The organism is Runella sp. MFBS21, assembly GCF_029433105.1.
GTDB lineage: Bacteria > Bacteroidota > Bacteroidia > Cytophagales > Spirosomataceae > Runella.
On record NZ_JARNTW010000001.1, the window covers coordinates 648,051 to 668,554 of the forward strand.

13 protein-coding genes are annotated in these 20,504 nt (G+C 40.7%); 8 read left to right on the forward strand and 5 right to left on the reverse strand.

All coding sequences use genetic code 11. The features are described 5' to 3' along the window. Positions 1-168: 168 nt before the first annotated feature. The 5 genes from P1X15_RS02515 to hemH form a co-directional block, all read right to left on the reverse strand. Positions 169-1,872 (reverse strand): RagB/SusD family nutrient uptake outer membrane protein, encoded by a 1,704-nt coding sequence (locus P1X15_RS02515; RefSeq protein ID WP_277336563.1) that lies wholly within the window; start codon positions 1,870-1,872, stop codon positions 169-171. 13 nt (positions 1,873-1,885) lie between these two features. Then, positions 1,886-5,338: a SusC/RagA family TonB-linked outer membrane protein gene (locus P1X15_RS02520; RefSeq protein WP_277336564.1), complete on the reverse strand. Its 3,453-nt coding sequence runs from the start codon at positions 5,336-5,338 to the stop codon at positions 1,886-1,888. A 205-nt stretch (positions 5,339-5,543) separates the two neighbouring features. Further along, a complete protein-coding gene (locus P1X15_RS02525; protein ID WP_277336565.1) occupies positions 5,544-6,626 on the reverse strand; it encodes a FecR family protein in 1,083 nt (360 codons plus the stop codon). Between the two features lie 165 nt (positions 6,627-6,791). Then, positions 6,792-7,370 (reverse strand): RNA polymerase sigma factor, encoded by a 579-nt coding sequence (locus P1X15_RS02530; RefSeq protein ID WP_277336566.1) that lies wholly within the window; start codon positions 7,368-7,370, stop codon positions 6,792-6,794. 124 nt (positions 7,371-7,494) lie between these two features. Further along, positions 7,495-8,559: a ferrochelatase gene (gene hemH, locus P1X15_RS02535; protein WP_277336567.1), complete on the reverse strand. Its 1,065-nt coding sequence runs from the start codon at positions 8,557-8,559 to the stop codon at positions 7,495-7,497. A gap of 165 nt (positions 8,560-8,724) precedes the next feature. Here hemH and P1X15_RS02540 point away from each other — a divergent pair, with 165 nt between their 5' ends. From P1X15_RS02540 to P1X15_RS02575, 8 genes are all read left to right on the forward strand, one after another. Next, on the forward strand, positions 8,725-10,224 hold the full coding sequence (locus P1X15_RS02540; protein ID WP_277336568.1) for an N-acetylneuraminate synthase family protein: 1,500 nt from the start codon (positions 8,725-8,727) through the stop codon (positions 10,222-10,224). Positions 10,225-10,245: 21 nt separating this feature from the next. Continuing rightward, the gene (locus P1X15_RS02545) at positions 10,246-11,895 is read left to right on the forward strand and encodes a hypothetical protein (protein ID WP_277336569.1); all 1,650 of its coding nucleotides are present in this window, start codon (positions 10,246-10,248) and stop codon (positions 11,893-11,895) included. Then, positions 11,892-13,541: a hypothetical protein gene (locus P1X15_RS02550; protein ID WP_277336570.1), complete on the forward strand. Its 1,650-nt coding sequence runs from the start codon at positions 11,892-11,894 to the stop codon at positions 13,539-13,541. The genes P1X15_RS02545 and P1X15_RS02550 overlap by 4 nt, the downstream gene beginning before the upstream one ends. 78 nt (positions 13,542-13,619) lie before the next feature. Beyond that, positions 13,620-15,137 (forward strand): murein biosynthesis integral membrane protein MurJ, encoded by a 1,518-nt coding sequence (murJ, locus tag P1X15_RS02555; RefSeq protein WP_277336571.1) that lies wholly within the window; start codon positions 13,620-13,622, stop codon positions 15,135-15,137. Positions 15,138-15,362: 225 nt separating this feature from the next. Beyond that, complete coding sequence (gene nuoK, locus P1X15_RS02560; RefSeq protein WP_028667580.1) at positions 15,363-15,707, forward strand: NADH-quinone oxidoreductase subunit NuoK; 345 nt, start codon at positions 15,363-15,365, stop codon at positions 15,705-15,707. A gap of 82 nt (positions 15,708-15,789) precedes the next feature. Next, on the forward strand, positions 15,790-17,703 hold the full coding sequence (nuoL, locus tag P1X15_RS02565; RefSeq protein WP_277336572.1) for an NADH-quinone oxidoreductase subunit L: 1,914 nt from the start codon (positions 15,790-15,792) through the stop codon (positions 17,701-17,703). A gap of 67 nt (positions 17,704-17,770) precedes the next feature. After that, positions 17,771-18,979, forward strand: a complete 1,209-nt coding sequence (locus P1X15_RS02570) for a hypothetical protein (protein WP_277336573.1) — start codon at positions 17,771-17,773, stop codon at positions 18,977-18,979. 33 nt (positions 18,980-19,012) lie between these two features. Then, the gene (locus P1X15_RS02575) at positions 19,013-20,476 is read left to right on the forward strand and encodes a NuoM family protein (RefSeq protein WP_277336574.1); all 1,464 of its coding nucleotides are present in this window, start codon (positions 19,013-19,015) and stop codon (positions 20,474-20,476) included. Positions 20,477-20,504 lie beyond the last annotated feature (28 nt).

Below are 20,504 nucleotides of genomic sequence, written 5' to 3' on the forward strand. Positions count from 1 at the left end.
TTTTCGCATCAGTACTTATTATCAATAAGGCATAGCCTACCCACAAGCATACAAAGAGGGCTATGCTTTTTCAAAAGACAAAACAAAAGAGTTATTACTTTTTTAAGAGAAAGGAGAGGTTTAGGAGCGACGGTATGTTGTTTGTGCAACATACCGTCGCTATTTTTATTATTGAAGTGGGTCAAAGCTGCCGCCGTCCCAGCCATTGGTTTGTTTCAAATTCGCATTTTTTTCCAAGTGAGTTCTTGGAATTGCGAAGAAATAATATTCGGGTTTGAAGTTGATACTTTGTGTTAAATCTAGATCACGCACATCATTTCTGAAATACGTATTGTAGTTTTTGTTGAGGTCAATAGTACCTTTGGCAAAGGCATCAAAGAAATCATTTTTGCTGCCATTAAAAGCAATCAGGTTGATTTGATATCCTTTACGTTTGGTTCCATTAAGCTCAGAATCGTACAATCTACGTCGGCGCATATCGGCAGAGCGTTTGCCTTCAAAAGCAAACTCAATTTTTCTTTCGAGCAAAATCGCTTGTCTCATTTCGGTTTTGCTCATGTTGGCTTTGAGACCGTACAACCCATTGGCACCTGCCTCAATACCAGCCCGTTTGCGAATCGCCTTCAGTACGTCAAGAGCTTCGGCAGGATTGCCTATTTCGTTGGCGGCTTCTGCAAAGTTCATCAACACTTCTGCAAAACGGATTTCAATCCAGTCGGTTCCGCTCAACTCTGTTTCGTTGGGTTTATACCCTTCAAAAATCGCTTTACGACAATAAAATCCAGTGTTAGTATTACCCGTCTGTTGGCTTCCCAAGAATGTCCATTGGGTACGTCCTGTTTTGCCAGAAAGCTCCCATAGGCTTCCATTGTAAGCTACCGTAGCCGCAAAACGAGGGTCGCGATTGAGCCAAAAAGCAGTAGCGTCATATCCTGAGTTAGGGTCTTTGATAGAAAGTCCATTTTTCATAGGAAACGCTTCTACCATCGAAATCGTGGGATAATTAGCTCCTGTACAGTTTTGGGCTTCGTCCAAAGGCCGAGTACAAGCGTCGCGGTTGTGAGTACGGCCAGGGTTGATAAAACGAGTCGCTAATATTATTTCAGGATTGGCATTGCCTTCGGTGTACCAGAGTTTTCCAAAATCAGCAAACAATGCGTGTCCCGCTCCTTCCAATGCTTCTTTGGCGGCTTTGGTAGCAGCGTAGGCTGTAGTCCAGCGCTCAGGGAGCTGTGTAGGATTAAATTGCTCCGAAGCATAGTGTAGCAATATCCGGGCTTTGAATGCCAACACGGCTCCTTTCGTAATTCTGCCTGCGTCGATATTGTCCCATTTGACTGGTAAAAGACTGGCGGATTCGTCTAAGTCTTTGATGATTTGAGCAATACATTCGGAGGTTTTGCTGCGGCTCACTAGCAGGTCGGCGGTGATTTCTTGGGGTTCAAGTACTAAAGGTACCCCGCCATAGCGAGAAACTAACTGGAAGTACTGCCAAGCTCTTAAAAACAAGGCTTGCCCTTTTAAGGGGTCTTGTTGACTTTTGGTGAGTGAGCCAGAACCTAAGTTTTTTAATAAAACATTGATATTCCGAATCTGATTGTAAGGCCAATAGTCTACACCATCGATGGTAAGTTGCCCAAACATATAAGCTCCCCCTCCGCCCGATTCGTCCGAATCGCCAGAGGCATTAGTAGGCCAAGTGGGCATATTATCAACATATAACTGATTGACATAGGCAGTGGCCAAGGCGATGTCGTTCCAAACGGCCTGCTCTGGAATCGCAGTCAAGTCTCTTTTATCAAGAACTTTCTCGCATTGCGTAAAAGAGATAAGAGTAACTACGGTGAATATATGAATAAATAGCTTTTTCATGTGCGTAACGGATTTATAATGAGATGTTAAGACCAAGTGTGTAGCTTCGATTGATAGGATAAGCATTGATGCCTCCTTCTGGGTCGTAAAGCTTGATACGGTCTTTTAATAAAAATAAATTAACGCCATTGAAAAACACTTTCACGTTTTCAAGACCTACTTTTTTGGTCAAAGTGAGTGGAATGTCATATCCGATATTGAGGTTTTTGAGACGGATAAAAGACGCATCTTCAAGCCAAAAAGTAGAAGTGCCGCCATTGCCTCCCAAGTCGGAATAAAGAGGATAAGCTGCGTTAGGATTGGAAGGTGTCCAGTGGTCGCGCCAGTAGTCAAAGCTTCCGGTTTCTTGAGATTGCCACTGAGAGGCATGCCAGGTGATTTGCCGAACTTTTTTGTAACCACTTAAGCCTTGGAAAAACACATCTACACTTAAGCCTTTCCATTTACCACCAATCGTGGCTCCGTAAGTAGTAGGGGCCGACGAAAAAGTCGCAATAAACTCGCGGTCGTTGGCATCAATTTTTCCGTCAGGTTCTTCGGAAGTAGCTCCTCTGATATCTTTGAAGTTGAGCATTCCTAAGCGAGGAGTGGCGCCATTGATGGTATATCCCGCAGGTAGGGCGTCCAGATCAGCCTGAGTACGGATGATGTCGGTGGCAATTTGTCCAAAAATTCCGCCTGTAGGCCGTCCAAGTTGAGATTGAAAAGGACGAATATTGCTAGCTTCGTCAATCAGTACTTGCTTGTTGGTGGCATAGCCATAGTTGAAGGAAAGGAAATAAGATAGGTCTTTGCGGATATTTTTGCGGTAAGCCAACTCCACTTCTACCCCTTTAGAATCTACTCTTCCATAATTGACGGCGGGGAGGGTTCCTCCAAAAGTAGAAGGAATACTTTGGGTACGAGCGCCTAAAATATCAGTACGTTTGTTTTGGTAAATGTCGAGAGAGGCGGTGAGTTTATTACTAAAAAATCCAGCATCAAAACCATAATTGAAAGTGGTTTTCTTAGCCCAAGTAATGTCGGGATTGGGAATGGTGCCAGGTGCTACGCCATTGGTAGTGCCGCCACCAAATACCGCCCCTACAGTTTTGCGATAGCTTTGCGACCATTGAAGGGCACCTGCGGTATTGCCTACGCTTGTATTGACCAAGTCGTCGCCAGTTCTTCCAAAAGAGGCTCTGAGTTTGAGGTCATTGATAAAAGTGATGTTGTTTTTGAAGAAAGGTGCTTCGCTAATCCGCCAACCAGCAGAAATAGAAGGGAAAAATCCGAAGCGTTTTTCGGGTACAAAATACCGCGACCCTTCATACCGAAATGAGCCTTCCAAAAAGTACTGCTCTTTAAAACTATAGTTAAGACGACCAATATACGAAAGGCGACCATCTTCAAGCTGCCCGCCCGAAACACTCATGTCTTTTGAATCGCTACTTCCCAACGACAACTGATCTAACTGCGTAGAGATGAAAAATTGGTTTTGAGCACTAAAGTTTTGGTTGTTAGACTCAAATTGCTCATACACAAACATACCTCCTAGATTGTGATGCCCAAACGACTTGTCGTAGTTAACAAAGAAGTTGAGCTGATAAAAATTACTGTTTTGGTAGGTTTCGCGTATCCAATTCCCGTCGTTTCGTTCAAAGGTTTTGCTGGGATCCAGTATATTTCCTACGAGGTGGTTTTTAGAACCAAGGGAGTTAAATACATATAATTTGTAAGGTGTATTAAACTCTTTACGGAAATCATTTCGGATGTATTTAGAATACAAAGCCCGCAATTGCAGTCCTTTTACAAACGGGACTTTATACGTAAGGTCAACTTGGGTAGTATAGTTCGTCCAAGTTTTACGGTTATATCCAGAGTTGCCATTGATGACTTCACTTGGGTGCCATTTCATTAAGTTTCCGACCGGATACTGTTTGCCTTCATACTCAAGATAAGCTGGCGACATTTTTCCCCGCAATACTAGGTTGCGATATAAATCTAGGAAATCGTCGTTGTCGCTATCGTAGCGCCAATAAGGTTTTTCATCGTTGCGGGTGTCAGAACTTAGATTTAATGAAACACTTAGATTGTCGGTGATTTTGGCTTCTACTTTGGCTCTAACGTTGTATTTTTCAAACTCTAAATTTCGGAAAGAGCCTGTTCCTTTATAAAAAGCACCCCCAACAAAATAACTTACGCGGTCGTTTCCACCCGTTACATTGAGCGCATGACGAGTAAGGGTAGGACGAATAAATTCCGTTTTGAGTAAATCAAAAGAATTGTTTTTGAAATAATCTAACTCATCTTGGGCATAATAGGCTGCGTTTTGGAGATAGTTGGGGTCGGTTTGCTGTAAATAATCATTGGTAAACATGGCCTCCTCATAGGCAGAGAGGGTTTGGGGAATCTTGGTTGCTTCTTCGATTCCATAGCTTGCCACGTAGTTGATACGAGGTTTGCCTTTAGCGCCTTTTTTGGTCGTAACCACAATCACCCCATTGGCAGCACGCGCGCCATATACAGCCGATGATGCACCGTCTTTCAAAACCGAGATATTTTCGACTTCGCTTGCATCGAGCCCATCGAAGGCAAATTGATCCACAATCACCCCGTCAATCACAAACAAAGGAGGACGAGCTGTACCAAAACCGTCGTATCTGCGTATATTTATGGAAGAACTCTTGCCCGGTTTTCCACCACTTTGAGTAATATAAAGTCCTGGGGCACGTCCAGCCAACGTGGAAGCCAAATTAGCTGCGGGAATTTCGGAGATTTCTTCTGCTTTGATAGAACTTACGGCTCCCGTCAAATTTCCTTTCTTTTGAGTGCCGTATCCTACTACTACGATTTCGTTGAGCGTTTTATCGCCAGCTTTTAGGGTTACGTTGAGTGTAGTCGAATTGGCTACGTTTAGTTCTTGCGAAATCATCCCTACATATGAAAATATGAGGGTGGTTTCTTTGTCTTCCATCATAATCGAATAGGAGCCATCGCCTTTGGTGGTAGTGCCTTTGGTGGTTCCTTTCACAATGACCGATACCCCTGGCAATACATCTCCGTTTTCATCGGAGACTATCCCGCTTACCGTCTTAGAAATTTGTGTTTCATAAGGGGAAAGCACTGCTCTTAAAATAGGAATTAACGAAGAACGTGGCGCTTTTGTCCGCGACAGAATGATTTGGTTTTTCTTAATAAGCTGATACTGAATCTCGCGCGGAGTCAATACGAGTTTAAGAATTTCTTCAACAGTTTGATTCTTAAAATCAGCATTGATTTTTTCTTTAGAGGCGGTTACTTCTTTTTGATAAGAGAACGAAATATCGGTTTGCTTTTCTATTTCTCTTAAAAAAGTTTTAAGGCTACTACCCTTTACAGAGACAGAAATCCGCTCTTTGAGAGCCTCCTGTCCAAAACCGGGACGTGCATAAGACAAGCTCGCAAACAGCCCAATTACGATAAGTTGAATAGCAGTGATTTTCATATAATAGAAAATCTGTTTTGTCGTAAAAAATTTTGACATAACTTTGAATGTTTTTGTTAGTACGAAAACGATTTAGGGGGTTTACCGGATGTTTCTCAGGCAGAGGTAAACTTGGATGGGAAGGATGTTAGCGCATCTTTCCCATTTCTTTTATAAAAGGGTTAGGAATAGAAAATACGTTGGGGCATAGGCAAAAAAGAGGGTTTTAGTGACAACCATTTGAACTGATAACAATTTGAGCGTCAACTTCTTTGTAAGTCGCTCCAATGGTTTTGCAGATTAAATCTAGCTTATCATAGAGCGACTCATTTCGAAGGGTGGTGGTGATGATACAGTCGGAAAGCTCCTCTTCATTATATAATATTTTCACTTCATAGAGTTTTTCTAATTCGCGAAAAACATTCGTAACAGGTACTTCATCAAAATAAGTACGAGGGTATTTTTCTAAGGGTACTACGGGGCGAGGTTCCGCCACAAGCCCTTTGCTGATCGTAGGGGTAATTCTACTGATAACGACCCGTTGGTTGGGAAGTAAGATAAGTCCTTGGGTCTCGGGGTCAGCGATGTCAATTTTGTTTTGCTTAAAAACCGAAACCCTTCCCGTGTGCACATTTACAAAAACTTTGTTGTCATTGTCAAATGCCTTGATTACGAAGCTAGTTCCTAAGACCTTAGTAATCACTTCATTGGCATAGACATAGAAAGGCTTTTTCTTGTTTTTTGTTACTTCAAAGAACGCTTCTCCACTCAAAAATACTTCTCGTTGGTGTGGACTAAATGGTGTAGGATAACTAATACGACTATTTTTTTGGAGTGTTACGAAACTACTGTCAGGTAATCTGACTTTGAGTGGCGTATCACTTGTATTGATATGTTCGGCTAGGGTACTTTTATTTTCGGCTTCTTGTACCAAATCATGATAGCTAATTTTTATTTCGGACTTAGGGCGAAACAAAAGCCATCCTATTACTAGCAATACAGCTATACTTGCCGCCCACTTCAGACCTGCCGATTGCCAAAAATCAATCTTTTTGGCTTCATTTTCAGTATCAAATAGAGTACTTTCAATAGTCCGCCAGACTTCTTTTTTATTTAAATCTGGTGAGGTGGTGTGTTCGGCTTTATATAGGCTTCTCACTATTTCTTTGGCTTCGGTTATGATGGTATGTTTTGAAGGATTTTGTTCCAAAAAATCAATCCAAAACTCATCTTGCTCTGCAAAGAGTACCCATTTTACAAACAGATCATCGTTTAGGAAATCTTGTACCTGATAATCTTGATATTTCATTTGTGCGCGTGTATAACATCTTCAGAAGTACAGGTACATTTTTTTGAAAAAACTACCCAATCAAAATATATTTTTTTGATAATTTTTTCAATAAAAATATTAAAATCCTGATTATCAGTGATTTGAATATTTGATAGTTTGCAAAAGAGAGAGAAAAAATGGGGATTAAAAAAGAAAATATACCATTGAAATTATGGCTTTTAGCGACATGCGCAACACGGCATAAGCTTTAAAAAGAAGATTACTAACCGACTGAACGGTCAGTTCCATGAGTTGGGCAGTCTGCTGAATACTCAGACCTTGATAAAAACGCAGATGAATAGCTTCGCGCTGACGAGGGCTTAAATGCGATAACGCTTTTTGGATATGCAACTGTTGATCAACCAACAGTTCGTTGTTCATCAGTTGCTGATCAATAGACAACGTGGTCAGGTAATCCAAAAAACTGTCGATATTTTCAGAGCTTTCAAAGACATTGTTGCGGGAGTTTCGCAGCAATTGGTTTCTTAAAGAACGGAATAAATAAAACTTGACATTGTCGGGGTCGTTGAGGTATTCTTTTCGCCGCCAAAGATCTATGAATAAGTCTTGAATCGCATCTTCTATGAGTTGCTTATCGGAAGTAAGCCTAAAACCGTAGCTTCCTAATACATTAAAGTAGGTCTGATAGAGATTTTCGAAAGCAGCTCTATCGCCCTTTTTGAAGTGTTGCCAAAGCTCAATATCATTAGAGAGTGTCGCCAAGATAGTTGATATTTAAAAACCTCAAAAAGATACTTTTGTTTTATTCCGCAAATAAATTGTCTTTTTTGTGGAATATATGCCATTATTTTAGCATATTATTCTACTATTTTGGCAAATCAACTTATTAGGCTTTGACTATTAAATCTACCAGTGCTTCCACCCAAACGGGGCTATCGTTGAGGCTTTCCACCAAATCCCAGTGATGACCACCTTCTTTTTCAAAGACTTCTTTATATTCTTCGCCTACTTCGAGAGTGGTTTCGAGGCAGTCGGCGACGAAAGCGGGAGAAAATGCGAGTACTGTTTTAGCACCTTTTTTAGGTAATTCTTTGACTATATCTTCGGTATAGGGTTTTATCCAAGGGTCGTTGCCAAGCCGCGACTGAAAGCAAGTTGTATATTGCCCTTCGGGGATATCGAGTGCTTTTACCAACAAACGAGTCGTCTCGAAGCACTGAGCTCGGTAGCAGTGCTGATTCATGGCATGGAGCGTGTCGCAGCAGCTGCCTAATTTACATACCTCTTTTGTGCAATCTCCTTTTCTGATTTGGCGCTCGGGAAGGCCATGATAACTAAATATAAAATGATCGTACTGATGAGCTTGGAGGTATTTTTGGGCGTTTTGTACAAAGCCTTCTAAAAACTTAGGATGGGCTAAAAATTGATTCACAAATCTTAGTTCGGGCATGACTTGCCATTTTGTCAATACCCGCATTACTTCTTCATATACCGAGCCCGTTGTAGCAGAAGCGTACTGCGGAAAAAAAGGAACCACGATGATTTTGGTAAGTCCCATTTTTTGAAATGCCTCTAAACCAGCTTCAATACTTGGATTTTGATAGCGCATTCCGAGCTTAACCACATAATCGTTACCAAGAGCTTCTTGCAGCATCGTCTCGACGGCTATGCCGTAAACTTTCAGTGGAGAGCCTTCGGGTAGCCAAACTTGCTTGTAAACTTTCGCAGATTTGGGTGCGCGGAAAGGAGCAATGATGCCATTGACCAACAAAAAACGAGGAATAAAAGGAATATCAATCACACGGCCATCCATCAAAAATTGACGCAAATAGCGGCGAACATCCGAGACTTCGTAGCTGTCAGGAGTGCCTAGATTGACAATCAAAACGCCAGTTTTTCCTAATGAGGTATTTGAAATAGAAGTGGGATGTTCGGGAGAGTGAGATACCATGACCAAAATTTTGCTATTTGGAGAATCAATTTTAGAGTAACTTTGCTTCTCTTTTAACCACAAACCTATAAAAAAGTTTCCGACTTTGTGAGGTTTCTGTGAATTTAGAAGATTGAATTTTACCCTTGAAGATATTTCATATTTAGTCTTTTATATTTTTAATATATGCCCTCAAACTTCGATTTTTCTGGTCTATTTATCTTCGAAATGGCCAACAACCACCAAGGGAGTGTAGAACATGGTGTGCGTATCATTCGCGAAATGGCTCAAATTGCCCGCCAATATGGTATCAAAGCAGGTGTGAAATTTCAGTACCGACATTTGGATACTTTTATTCATCCCGATTTTAGAAATGATACCAAAGCCAAACATATCAGTCGCTTCTTAAGTACTGAAATGACTTCCGACCAATTCAAAACAATGGTGGATGCTTGTCGGGAAGAGGGACTAGTGACGATATGCACTCCTTTTGATGAGCGCTCGGTAGATCAGATTGTAGAACATGGCATCGAAATCATCAAAGTCGCAAGCTGTAGTGCGGATGATTGGCCTTTGTTAACCAAAATTGTTAAAACTGATAAGCCTATCATTGCTTCTACGGGCGGATTGGTGCTCCAGCAGATTGATAATTTGGTGTCTTTTCTAGAACACCGTAATCGTAATTTTGCCATTCTACACTGTGTTGGAATTTATCCAAGTCCCAATGAAGTACTTCATCTCAAATTTATTAAAAAACTAAAGGCACGTTATCCTAATGTGACGATAGGGTACTCAGGGCATGAAGCTCCCGACAATACTGAAGTGGCGCAGTTGGCAGTAGCAATGGGTGCTGAGATTTTTGAACGGCACGTAGGAGTGCCTACCGAAACGATTACGCTCAACAACTATTCGATGAACCCCGCCCAAGTAGCACAGTGGGTGGAGGCTTACCAACGAGCACTTGTGATGTTAGGAGAGGATGAAAAAGTGGTCACAAATGCGGAAAAAGAATCACTATTGTCGTTGAAGAGGGGTGTTTTTGTGAATAGGCCTATCAAAAAAGGTGAATCAATTGTGGCACAAGATGTATATTTTGCAATGCCTTGTGCCAACGGCCAACTCACTTCAGCCGAATTTGGGAAACTTAGGGCGCGTTTTGTTGCTTCCAAAGATTATGCTCCGAATGAAGGTGTCTTCGAAACCACTACCGATGATAACTATCACCGTATCAGACGTATTATTCACCAAGCCAAAGGAATGATGGCGGAAGCAGGCGTAGTGCTGAATGAAAAAGCCGAAGTTGAATTGTCGTTTCATTATGGACAAGAGCGATTTGAGCAGTTTGGTTGTGTTTTAGTGAGTTTGGTAAATCGGGATTATTGTAAAAAAATCATTGTGATGTTTGCAGGGCAGCACCATCCCGAGCAAAAGCACCTTAAAAAAGAAGAGACATTTCATATTTTGAGTGGCTCGATGATCATCACACTCAATGGCATCAGTCGTTCGCTTCATAAAGGAGATATTCTTACCATCGAACGAGGTGATTTACATGCTTTTTATACCGAAGGTGGGGTTATTTTTGAAGAAATTTCTACCACCCACTATCGCAATGATTCTTTCTACACGGATGAACTCATCATGGAGCAAGATCCTTTGCAAAGAAAAATGATTGTAGAGGAGTTTTAAAAAGTACTTGGATTAAGACCGATGATTTTAGGAAAATTACTTGAATTTGGTTGTTGTCCAGCAAAATGGTGGTTCATAGGGCATTTCTTATGGTTTGGGTTTAGCTATTGGGTGGTTGCCCACAAAAAAGCATTACACGGTGGGATTTATTGGACTGTGGTAGTTGGGTTAGCTTTGATGATGCGTTTGCCCGTTATTCTATACGGAGGACAAATCAACAAAGATGAAAGTCAAATGCTAGCACAGGGGATTACGCTGATGGTAGACCCGGTTTTGTATCATCTAGTCGACCCCACTACTGGAGGCCCGCTCAATAGCTACTTGTTAGCAGTATTGGGGTGGTTAGGAGCTAAGATAGATTTTCATTTAGCTCATTTTTTGAGTTTACTATTATCCCTTTTTTCATTTTATTTTATTTACAAAATAATAGAAGTGCTTCGTAATGAGAGGATTGCGCAAGTAGTTGTGCTGCCTTTTTTAGTATTTCTGAGTTTTGTTCAAGATAGCAATTATGTTCATTATAATAGCGAAGTCAATGCCATCTTGCTGCTAAGTGTTGTGGTGTATGCTTGGGCTTATTTGGCCAAAATCCAAGCCTATACCCCTTGGCGTTTAGTAGGTTTTGGAGTGATGCTAGCGCTGGTTCCTTTATGTAAATTACAAGGTTTACCTTTTGCGTTTTTTTGGGGATTGGCTATACTTTTTCAGTTTTGGCTAGCAAAGCCATCCAAATTTTGGCAATACTTTGGATGGGTGGCGGTAGGTGTAATTTTGACTTGGGGCATTTGGGTATTGTGGCTCGCTATCAATGGCGTACTCGACGATTTTTACAATTTTTATATATATGCCAATTCTCAATATAGTCATCGTTTGACTGATGAGCGCCCTAAATTTTTTTATACACTTGTGCGTTTTCCAGTGGTTGTGGTTAAAAAAGCAATCGAACTGAATTATATTTTCTTTCCTATTCTTGTTTTGAGCTTGAGTCTTGTTGTTGTCAATAAAACTTTGGTAAAAGAACGCTTAAGAGCTATTCTGAAACGGGATTACTATTTTTTGCCACTGATGCTGCTGTATGTGGTAGCAATTTCACTGACTATCATTCGGACAGGTAGTTTTTATGCCCATTATTTTTTATTTTACTTGTTACCATTGGCTTTAATTTTTGGATTATGGCTTGAAAATTTCTCAAAAACATGGTATTGGGCAGTACTATCTACTCAGTTGATTTTCTTTGTCGTTTTGGTTAAAGATATTGTGACTGATAATCCGATTAATCTTTATCCTACAAAAGCACCTCAGGCTCAAATAAGTGAGGTAGGACGAGCAATATTAAAATACAAAAGGCAAGGTGATCACTTGGCTGTTTGGGGATGGTCTTGTGAGTATTTTGTAGAAAGTCAGATGCCACAAGGTGTAGCCGAAAATCATACTACCAGAAGTGCGATGAAGCACCCCCTTCAGGAGGTATATATGCAGCGCTATTTGAGGGATATGCGTTTGCATCGCCCCGCTATTTTTGTGGACGCCATTACTCCCAAAACCTTGTGGATGGAAAAGCCTGAAGTCTATAAACATGAAAATTATCCAGCCTTAGCCCAATTGATAGCTGCCAACTATACCCTTAAAGACAGCCTGCAAGGAGTCAGGATTTATGTACGTAACCGATGAAAACACCACTTACCCATAATACCAACACTAGTCAATCTCTGCTTTATTGGGGAGGGTGGAGTTTTATGATAGTGTATTTTATGATTTATGGATGGTACGTAATGCAGTATGCTCTTAATGTTCCCTATCTTGATGATTATAACGCTATTTTGGGGTATCTAATTAAGGTGCAGGATATTTCATGGATTGAGCAAGTGAAGGAGATGTTTGTGCCCCACAATGAGCATATTATGTGGGGAACTCGTTTGATAGGCTTATTGCAATACCATCTCATAGGCAGCGTAGATTTTCAATGGTTGATTTTGCTGGGCAATGTCTTGTTTTTAGTTCAGTTTATACTTTTGTATAGACTTTTCCCCCAACAAAAAGCTACGTTTTGGCTACTAGGAATCATCTTACTCAATCCGCAGTATAGTGCTACTTCCTTTTGGGCTATGGCGGTATGGTCAAATGTATTGGTGATTGTTCTGGCAACTTTGACAATCAGTTGTTTAGTTCAAAAAAAAGCACTGTGGTGGGGTATTGTTTTGGGTATATTAACCTTGTTTAGTAATGGCAATGGAATGATGATTTTGCCCATAGGTTTTTTGATACTGTGGTGGCAAGGGCGTACTCGTAAAGATATTTTTTATTGGATATTAGCTTCGCTGATAGGAGGTCTGAGTTATTTTATGATTCTCAGAGCTCATCCCACTCATGATACTTTTTTTGTGGGGAATTTGCTGTTGTTTCCGCTCAATATGGCTGCTTTTATGGGAGCTTATGCTGCTCTTACCACGGGTTTAGCGGGTCAGATGAGTGCTATCGGAGTTGGTGTGGTAATATTGGTTCTGACGGTTCGGACAGCTTTTAGGCTTCATCAAAAACGCCAAACGGCTGATTTAACACTTTTGAGTATCATGCTTTTTGTGATACTCACGGCTTGTTCGGTAGCGATATTTCGTTCCGAAAAAGGAATGGATATAATCATAGGAAGTAGGTACAAGCATTATTCATCTTTGGCAATCGCCCTAGCAGTGCTGATGGCTTGCCGAGAAGAAGCTAGTAAGCGTGTGCCTCTATTCGTAAAGGTAATTGGTTGCGGAATATTGCTAAGTATGACCACACTTTTTTATATCAAAGATATAGGATATCGCTTGTCGACACGGTGGATTTTGAATGCTGCCTATCATAATATCTTGTACCAATCTACCGATTTGTATTCTGAAGGTAAAGATTCGCCTATGGTAAAGGCGGCACAAGAAGCGCACAAAAGAGGGATTTTTATTGTCGCCGCTGACAATGATTTACATCGGCAGTTGCAAAAAGCGCAAGTTATTATCGCAGATTCACTTTCAAAAATAGAATATCAAGCGCCTCAAAAATTTTATGAGCAGTCGGGGCGTTATCTTTCCGTCACTCATCCTCAACTTAGTATCCCCACCAAGGCTTCTGATGGTCTATATTTGGTTTTAGATTATGGAAAACAGACTTTTATGATTCCGACAAGTTCAAAAAGGAATAGTTTAGCAATGGCTTGGCGTCAGAAAACTTACTTTCAAAAAGGTGTAGAAGCCGAGACTATTGATAGGTTATTGCCCAAGACAAAATTTGGCATAAGCTGGTTGGAAATTAAGGATAACTCAGTGAGACGTTTGATGCCTTAAGTCGTCTTAACATTAGAGTTGACATAGGGTCGCTCTCTTAAGCTTTTTGATTTGTCACTGGATTTTAAAAATATTGGAATGCTGTTTGGCATCAATGGGCTGAATATCGCGCTCAATGTAGCATATTCTACCCTCATTGTGCAGTTCTTTGGGACCTCCTCCCAAGTAGAAGCATTCTTTGCAGCTTCTGTACTAGGTACGGCGGTATCTCGTTTTGTGAACACTGGTCAATTGGTCGAGATTGTAGTATCACGCTATCACCGAATCAAACAAAAATATGGGGTACAGGCTGGCATGTCGATTATTGCTACCCTTTGCAACTATATGGTAGGTGGAGCGTTGCTGTTGGTACTGGGTTTTATTGCTAGTGGTACTGGTATCGTCAATTTGTTGGTACCCGGTTTTGACGAAGATACCAAAGTGCAAGTATGGCAGATATTTTGTATTACGGGGTTTTTGATGCCGATTCAGATTGCGACCAATCTTTTTCAAGGCATGCTCAATGCAGAAGGGATTTATGGCAAAGTCGAATTTACATCCACTGTGTCGCAAATCGCCAATATTGCGATATTGATAATCTGGGGAAGAGAAGGAAACATATGGAGTTTGGTAGTGGGTCTGGTGATTAGTGTCTTAGCACAGTTTGCTACTACTTGTTATTATTTACGTCAAGTCAATTATCAGCATTCTTGGCTATTGAGGAATCCTCATTTTCCATTGCGAGAACTGGGGCGGACACTCATGGCTACGTCTACTTATATGCTCAGTGTACAGGTGTACACTTTTGTGTTCAATATGGCTTTGTCGTTGTTGCCTAGTGGAAGTTTTGCGATATATCGTTATGCGGAGTTGATTTACGGCAAAGTAGCGAATGTATTTATGATGCCTGTCAGTACTGTTTTTTTTAACGAAATCAATCGATTGATTCATAAGAAAAATAGTACTGAGGTGAAGGAGTTTGTGGCTAAAAACTTAAACTTTTCCTATTTCATTGCTTTTCTAGTGATACTTACCTTTTGGGCAAGCGGAAAGTATTTTATTTGGTCTTTTTGGGCAGGTATTAAATTTGATGCCTCGGCCACTACAGAGGTTTATGAGCTTCTTTGCCTTTTTTTCTTAAGTATGACTACCAATGGCCCTTCCTTGATTTATCGTAAGTTGGCGGTCTCGGTGACCAAGCCTGAGCTCCAGTACTACTATTGGAGCATTATACACCTCATATCAGTTGCGATAGGCTATTTTCTTATTCATTCTTTTGGATTTGATGGCGTCAAGATTCAGGTGCTTGTCCATTGTTGCTTAATGGCGTCTGTACCGATTCTTACGGTTTGGTTTTATAAACGGGTGTATTTTACTGGATACCAATTGGTCGAAGTTTTAAAAATAACCCTCGCTCTGGCTGCTGGGGGGGCGGTGGTGTGGGGAATTCGAAATTATTGGAACGATGCCACGTTGTACAGCAAAGAAGTAAGTTTTTTTATAGGAGCGAGTTTGGCGATAGGGGCTGCGTCGTTTTTTGTGATAAGTAGTATGATTTTTAAAGTTCATGAAATAAACTTGATTAGGGTTAAAATCCTCAATCGTATAAAATCATAAGGGAGTAAAAGTAGAAAAACAATAGATTGTCGCAGAATATCAATACGAATGCAGCGCTTGATTAGATCCAAAAGAAGGTGAGTGTTGATACAAATGACCGATAGATAAATATTCTTACTGATAGTTTTTAAGGTGCAGATTTGGGCAAGTACGATTATTCAGTAAATTTGCCACGTTTTTGGGAAAATATATTGACCACAAAACCTCTTTGGACCTAACTGCACTATGTTTCCACAAGCTACCCCGTCGATTCCCGACGTTGTTCAACTGATTCCATTGCAAAACTATGTCCTGTTGGCAACGACGTTGTTTGTAATAGGTATAGTAGGCGTACTCACACGTCGCAATGCTCTCATTATTTTTATGAGTATAGAGCTCATGCTCAATGCTGTCAATTTACTGCTTATTGCCTTTTCTACTTACAAATCTGACCCTGTAGGCCAGGTTTTTGTGTTTTTTATTATGGCAGTAGCTGCAGCAGAAGTGGCAGTGGGGCTAGCGATTATTGTGATGATTTATCGCAATACTCGTACTATCGACATCGGATTCTTGAATAAACTAAAATGGTGATTCTCTAGAAATGAGTGGGCAGACCTTTTTGACAGTATGAGGTCTGCTTTCTGTATGTCTGTCTAAAATCATTAAGAAATATATGTCTGCATCCTTACTAATTTTAATACCCCTGCTACCACTGATTGGTTTTGTCATCAATGGAGTTGGTTTTCGTCATGTCCCCAAGAGTTTGGTAGGCATCATAGGGTCGGCGGCGGCTTTAGGAGCTTTTGCCATTTCTATCTTAGCCTGGAATAGTTTTGAGGGTCAGCCTCAAATCGTACCCTTGTTTGATTGGATTTCGATTGGTTCGCTCAATATTCCTTTCTCATTTCAAATCGACCAACTCTCTTTGTTGATGTTGTTGGTGGTGACAGGAGTAGGATCTTTGATTCATATTTATTCCATTGGATACATGCATCATGACGAAGGATTTGGGAAGTTTTTTGCCTTCTTAAATCTATTCTTGTTTTTCATGTTGCTCTTGGTAATGGGCTCCAACTACGTCATCATGTTTATTGGTTGGGAAGGCGTAGGACTTTGTTCGTATTTATTGATTGGTTTTTGGAACAAAGTCACCAACTACAACAATGCCGCCCGGAAAGCTTTTATCATGAACCGTATCGGTGACTTAGGCTTTTTGTTGGGTATCTTCATGATTATCCAAAACTTTGGTTCTGTTGAGTATTTAGAGGTATTTGAAAAAGCAGCTGATGGAAGCTTTGGTGTCAATGATGCTATCATAGTGAGCATTACGGCATTACTTTTTGTAGGTGCTATGGGAAAATCAGCTCAGATACCTCTATACACTTGGCTGCCTGATGCGATGGCTGGCCCCACGCCCGTGTCGGCTTTGATTCACGCCGCTACGATGGTGACGGCCGGGATTTACATGGTGATTCGTTCTAATGTGTTGTACTCGCTCGCACCTGCTACATTAGGTGTGGTAGGGGGCATCGGATTGCTTACTGCCGTAGTGGCGGCATCAATCGGATTGTATCAAAATGACATTAAAAAAGTGCTTGCTTATTCTACCGTGAGCCAATTAGGATATATGTTTTTGGCCTTGGGAGTGGGAGCGTATACTTCGGCTATGTTTCACGTAATGACCCATGCGTTTTTCAAAGCACTTTTGTTTTTGGGCGCGGGTAGTGTGATACATGCTATGTCGGATGAACAAGATATTCGTAACATGGGAGGTTTGCGTAAGCATTTGCCTGTTACATTCTGGACATTTTTGATTGCAACACTGGCGATTTCGGGGATTTTCCCTTTATCAGGTTTTTTCTCTAAAGACGAGATTTTGGCGCATACATTTCAGCACAACAAAGTAATGTGGGGTATTGGAGTCGTGACAGCGATGATGACTGCCTTCTACATGTTCCGATTATTGTTTGTGACTTTCTTTGGTAACTTCCGTGGTACGCACGAACAAGAGCATCATTTGCATGAATCACCTGCTAGTATGACTGTGCCCTTGATGATTTTGGCGGTATTGTCGGCAGTAGGAGGGTTGATGAACGTACCGCATGTGTTGGGTGGAGGAGAATCTTTATCTCACTTTATGGCACCGCTTTTTGAGCTTTCTAAAAAAGCTAATCCCGCGTTTTTTGAGCATGGACACTTGGAGCATTCTACCGAATACATTCTCATGGGCGTATCGGTAGGAGCAGCTTTGTTGTCTATTTTCTTTGCTTATAACCTATTCATTAGTAAAAATACCGTCCCTGCGGCTGACAAAGACGTGACAGGGTTTGCCAAAGTTTTGCAAAACAAATATTATATCGATGAGTTATACGAATCAGTGTTTGTAAATCCGATTCGTAAGCTATCTGATTTGCTTTACAGTTTTGGGGAGTTCTTGATTGATTTGGTAGTAAATGGAGCAGGTCGTTTAGTTCAGTTTCTAGGCGGACGTTTCAGAATGCTACAAACTGGGGAGACGGGTTTTTATCTCTTTGCTATGGTATTGGGGATATTGGTTGTACTTGCGTGGAATCTTTTGCTTAGATAAAACAAGCAAGTAAGTGCAAGAGAAAGAGGGGGAGTAGATTATATCCATTATTTTATCCATCAATACAATGGTTCAGCACACTTTATCCCTACTCTTGCTCAAGATTGAGGCTCTGGTTACATCTTTTATTGGGGTTGGAAAATACTGGAAATTGAAAGTGACGGCATTGTCTTGTTTACTTGTATTAGTGTTTTCTTTACCCAATTATCAATATTTTTTTCAAAAAGACAATCCGTTGAATATTCCTTGGGATTATCTGCATGAAAAGGTAAAACAACCACTAGGAGAAAATAAATTGAAGCTAGGCACCAACGAACATAACAAGCAATATCGACTTACTCCTATTTTGATAGGAAGTATATACGATACTCCTCACAAAATGAGGATTGTAGCTTTTATGACTTTGATAGAACATCTTTTAGGAGCTGCTTTTTTTTATCTAGTACTGAGGATGGCTTACGAAATCACACAAGATAAGTTGTTGTCATCGTACTTCTGTATGGGTTTTAGCTTTTTGTTTGTAGGTAAAGACTTTTTTTGGGATTTAGCCTCGTGGCTGATTCCATTTGCCTACTTTTTTATTCTATTATCCATGGCTACGCGCAACGTTTGGATTGTGTTTTTGAGCCTTTCCTTAAGCTTTTGGTCAGATGAAAGGGCCCTTTTGTTTTCTCCTGTCCTATTCTTATGGTGGAAATTAACGGCTTCTGATAAGTTTGGCCGCCTGTCGGTGGGGTATTTAGTAAGTGTTGTGGGATATTTTGTGGTAAGATTCGTGCTATCCACTTATTATATCAAGGGAACCGATTCCTACAAACTACATCCACGAGAAACTGGGGCAGATTACTTTTGGTGTTTGTATGAGCAATTTCACCACATACCACTCGGGTTGGTTTTGCCTTTTGAAGGATACTGGATTTTCATTCTTATGTTTGTGATTTACGCTTTCCACAGCCGTAATACCCCCAATTTTAAGTGGTTTTTGTTGGCATTTTTAACTTTCTTGGGAGCCGTAGTGGTATCATATAGTATATTGGATACAACCAAAAGTTTGTGTTTAGTATTTCCACTTTTGTTTATATCCCTAAAGCTACTTCAAGACAACGAAAGTCCCGCCTTTGTAAAAAATGTGGTGATAGGAGCTGTGGCCGTTTCCTTTTTATTTCCCACCTACTATTTCAAGGGAGATTATGCTTGGATGACCCCCATTTATTATGAGCCAGTCAAAGAGTCAATTGGTTGGTTATTAAATACATTTGTTAACAAATTAAACTAAAGCGCTGAATATTTTAACGATATAGGTGAAATTATGCTTACACTTACACTTATCCTGATTCCGTTGATTGCGGGCGTTGTTTCGTTAATCACTAAAAACAATAATGCCAAACAACTTGCCCTCGTAGGGGCGCTTGTAGAGTTGGTTTTGGCTATAGTGATTTTTACTAAGTTTGAACCGACAGCCACTCAGCAATTTGGCTTTAGTTATCCCTGGATTGCGTCGGCTGGAATTTCTTTTGCAGGAGCGATCGATGGTATTAGTTTATTATTGGTAATGTTGACTGCGTTTTTGACCCCGCTGATTATTCTTTCTACTTTCAGACAACCTTACAAAAATGCTTCGGCTTTTTATGCGCTGATACTTTTCATGCAGTCGGCTTTGATGGGGGTATTTACGGCTACTGATGCTTTTTTGTTTTATCTATTTTTTGAGGCGGCTTTGATTCCTGTTTATTTTTTGGCCGCAGTATGGGGCGGAGAGAATCGTATCAAAGTCACTTTCAAGTTTTTTGTATATACCATCTTTGGAAGTTTGTTTATGCTAGTGGCGCTTGTGTATTTGTATTATCAAACTACCGCCTCTACTTCGCCAAACGGTCATACTTCCGACATCGCTTCGTTTTATAAATTGGCTCTAGATGCCCACAAACAAGGCTGGCTTTTTTGGGCGTTTTTTATTGCTTTTGCTATCAAAATGCCACTCTTTCCTTTTCATACTTGGCAACCTGATACTTATACCGAATCTCCCACACCAGCCACGATGCTATTGGCGGGTATCATGCTCAAAATGGGGATATACGGCGTGATTCGCTTCATTTTGCCAGTGGTGCCATTGGGCTTGGCAGATTGGGGTAAGACAGCGATTGTCCTCTCGGTCATCGGGATTGTGTATGGGTCGATTATCGCTATTCAGCAGCGCGATATGAAAAGACTCATCGCTTATTCTTCTTTTGGGCACGTGGGACTTATGGCAGCAGGAGTATTTTCGCAAACATTGAGTGGGGTACAAGGTGCGTTGATTCAGATGTTGGCGCACGGAATCAATGTGGTAGGTTTGTTTTTTATTGTTGAAATTATCTTTTCTCGTACCAAAACACGCAATTTAGAACAGTTGGGAGGTATTACACAACGTACTCCTCATCTTACTGTATATTTCATGATATTGATGCTAGGTAGCGTAGCTCTGCCGCTCACCAATGGCTTTGTAGGAGAGTTTTTATTGTTGAAAGGTGTCTACGAATTTAATATTTGGCTCGGGGCGATTGCGGGTACTACTATTATCTTAGGAGCTGTGTATATGCTTCGTTTGTTTCAGAAATCAATGTTTGGTAATAAATCGACCTTTACGGAGCATTTTGCTGACTTATCGATGAGTGAGCGTGCGGTACTTGTTCCGTTGATAGTAATGGTGTTTTGGATGGGATTGTATCCTAATACCTTTTTGAAATTGACAGAGCCCGCAGTAAGTAATCTTTTGCAGATGATTCATTATTAGAGCAACAAGTGCTTGAAAAAAAATATGA

Coding starts and splice junctions, on each gene's coding strand:
- P1X15_RS02515 (WP_277336563.1), bottom strand. CDS start 1,872: ATGAAAAAGCTATTTATTCATATATTCACCGTAGTTACTCTTATCTCT.
- P1X15_RS02525 (WP_277336565.1), bottom strand. CDS start 6,626: ATGAAATATCAAGATTATCAGGTACAAGATTTCCTAAACGATGATCTG.
- nuoK (WP_028667580.1), top strand. CDS start 15,363: ATGTTTCCACAAGCTACCCCGTCGATTCCCGACGTTGTTCAACTGATT.
- P1X15_RS02550 (WP_277336570.1), top strand. CDS start 11,892: ATGAAAACACCACTTACCCATAATACCAACACTAGTCAATCTCTGCTT.
- nuoL (WP_277336572.1), top strand. CDS start 15,790: ATGTCTGCATCCTTACTAATTTTAATACCCCTGCTACCACTGATTGGT.
- P1X15_RS02545 (WP_277336569.1), top strand. CDS start 10,246: ATGATTTTAGGAAAATTACTTGAATTTGGTTGTTGTCCAGCAAAATGG.
- hemH (WP_277336567.1), bottom strand. CDS start 8,559: ATGGTATCTCACTCTCCCGAACATCCCACTTCTATTTCAAATACCTCA.
- murJ (WP_277336571.1), top strand. CDS start 13,620: ATGCTGTTTGGCATCAATGGGCTGAATATCGCGCTCAATGTAGCATAT.
- P1X15_RS02520 (WP_277336564.1), bottom strand. CDS start 5,338: ATGAAAATCACTGCTATTCAACTTATCGTAATTGGGCTGTTTGCGAGC.
- P1X15_RS02575 (WP_277336574.1), top strand. CDS start 19,013: ATGCTTACACTTACACTTATCCTGATTCCGTTGATTGCGGGCGTTGTT.
- P1X15_RS02570 (WP_277336573.1), top strand. CDS start 17,771: ATGGTTCAGCACACTTTATCCCTACTCTTGCTCAAGATTGAGGCTCTG.
- P1X15_RS02540 (WP_277336568.1), top strand. CDS start 8,725: ATGCCCTCAAACTTCGATTTTTCTGGTCTATTTATCTTCGAAATGGCC.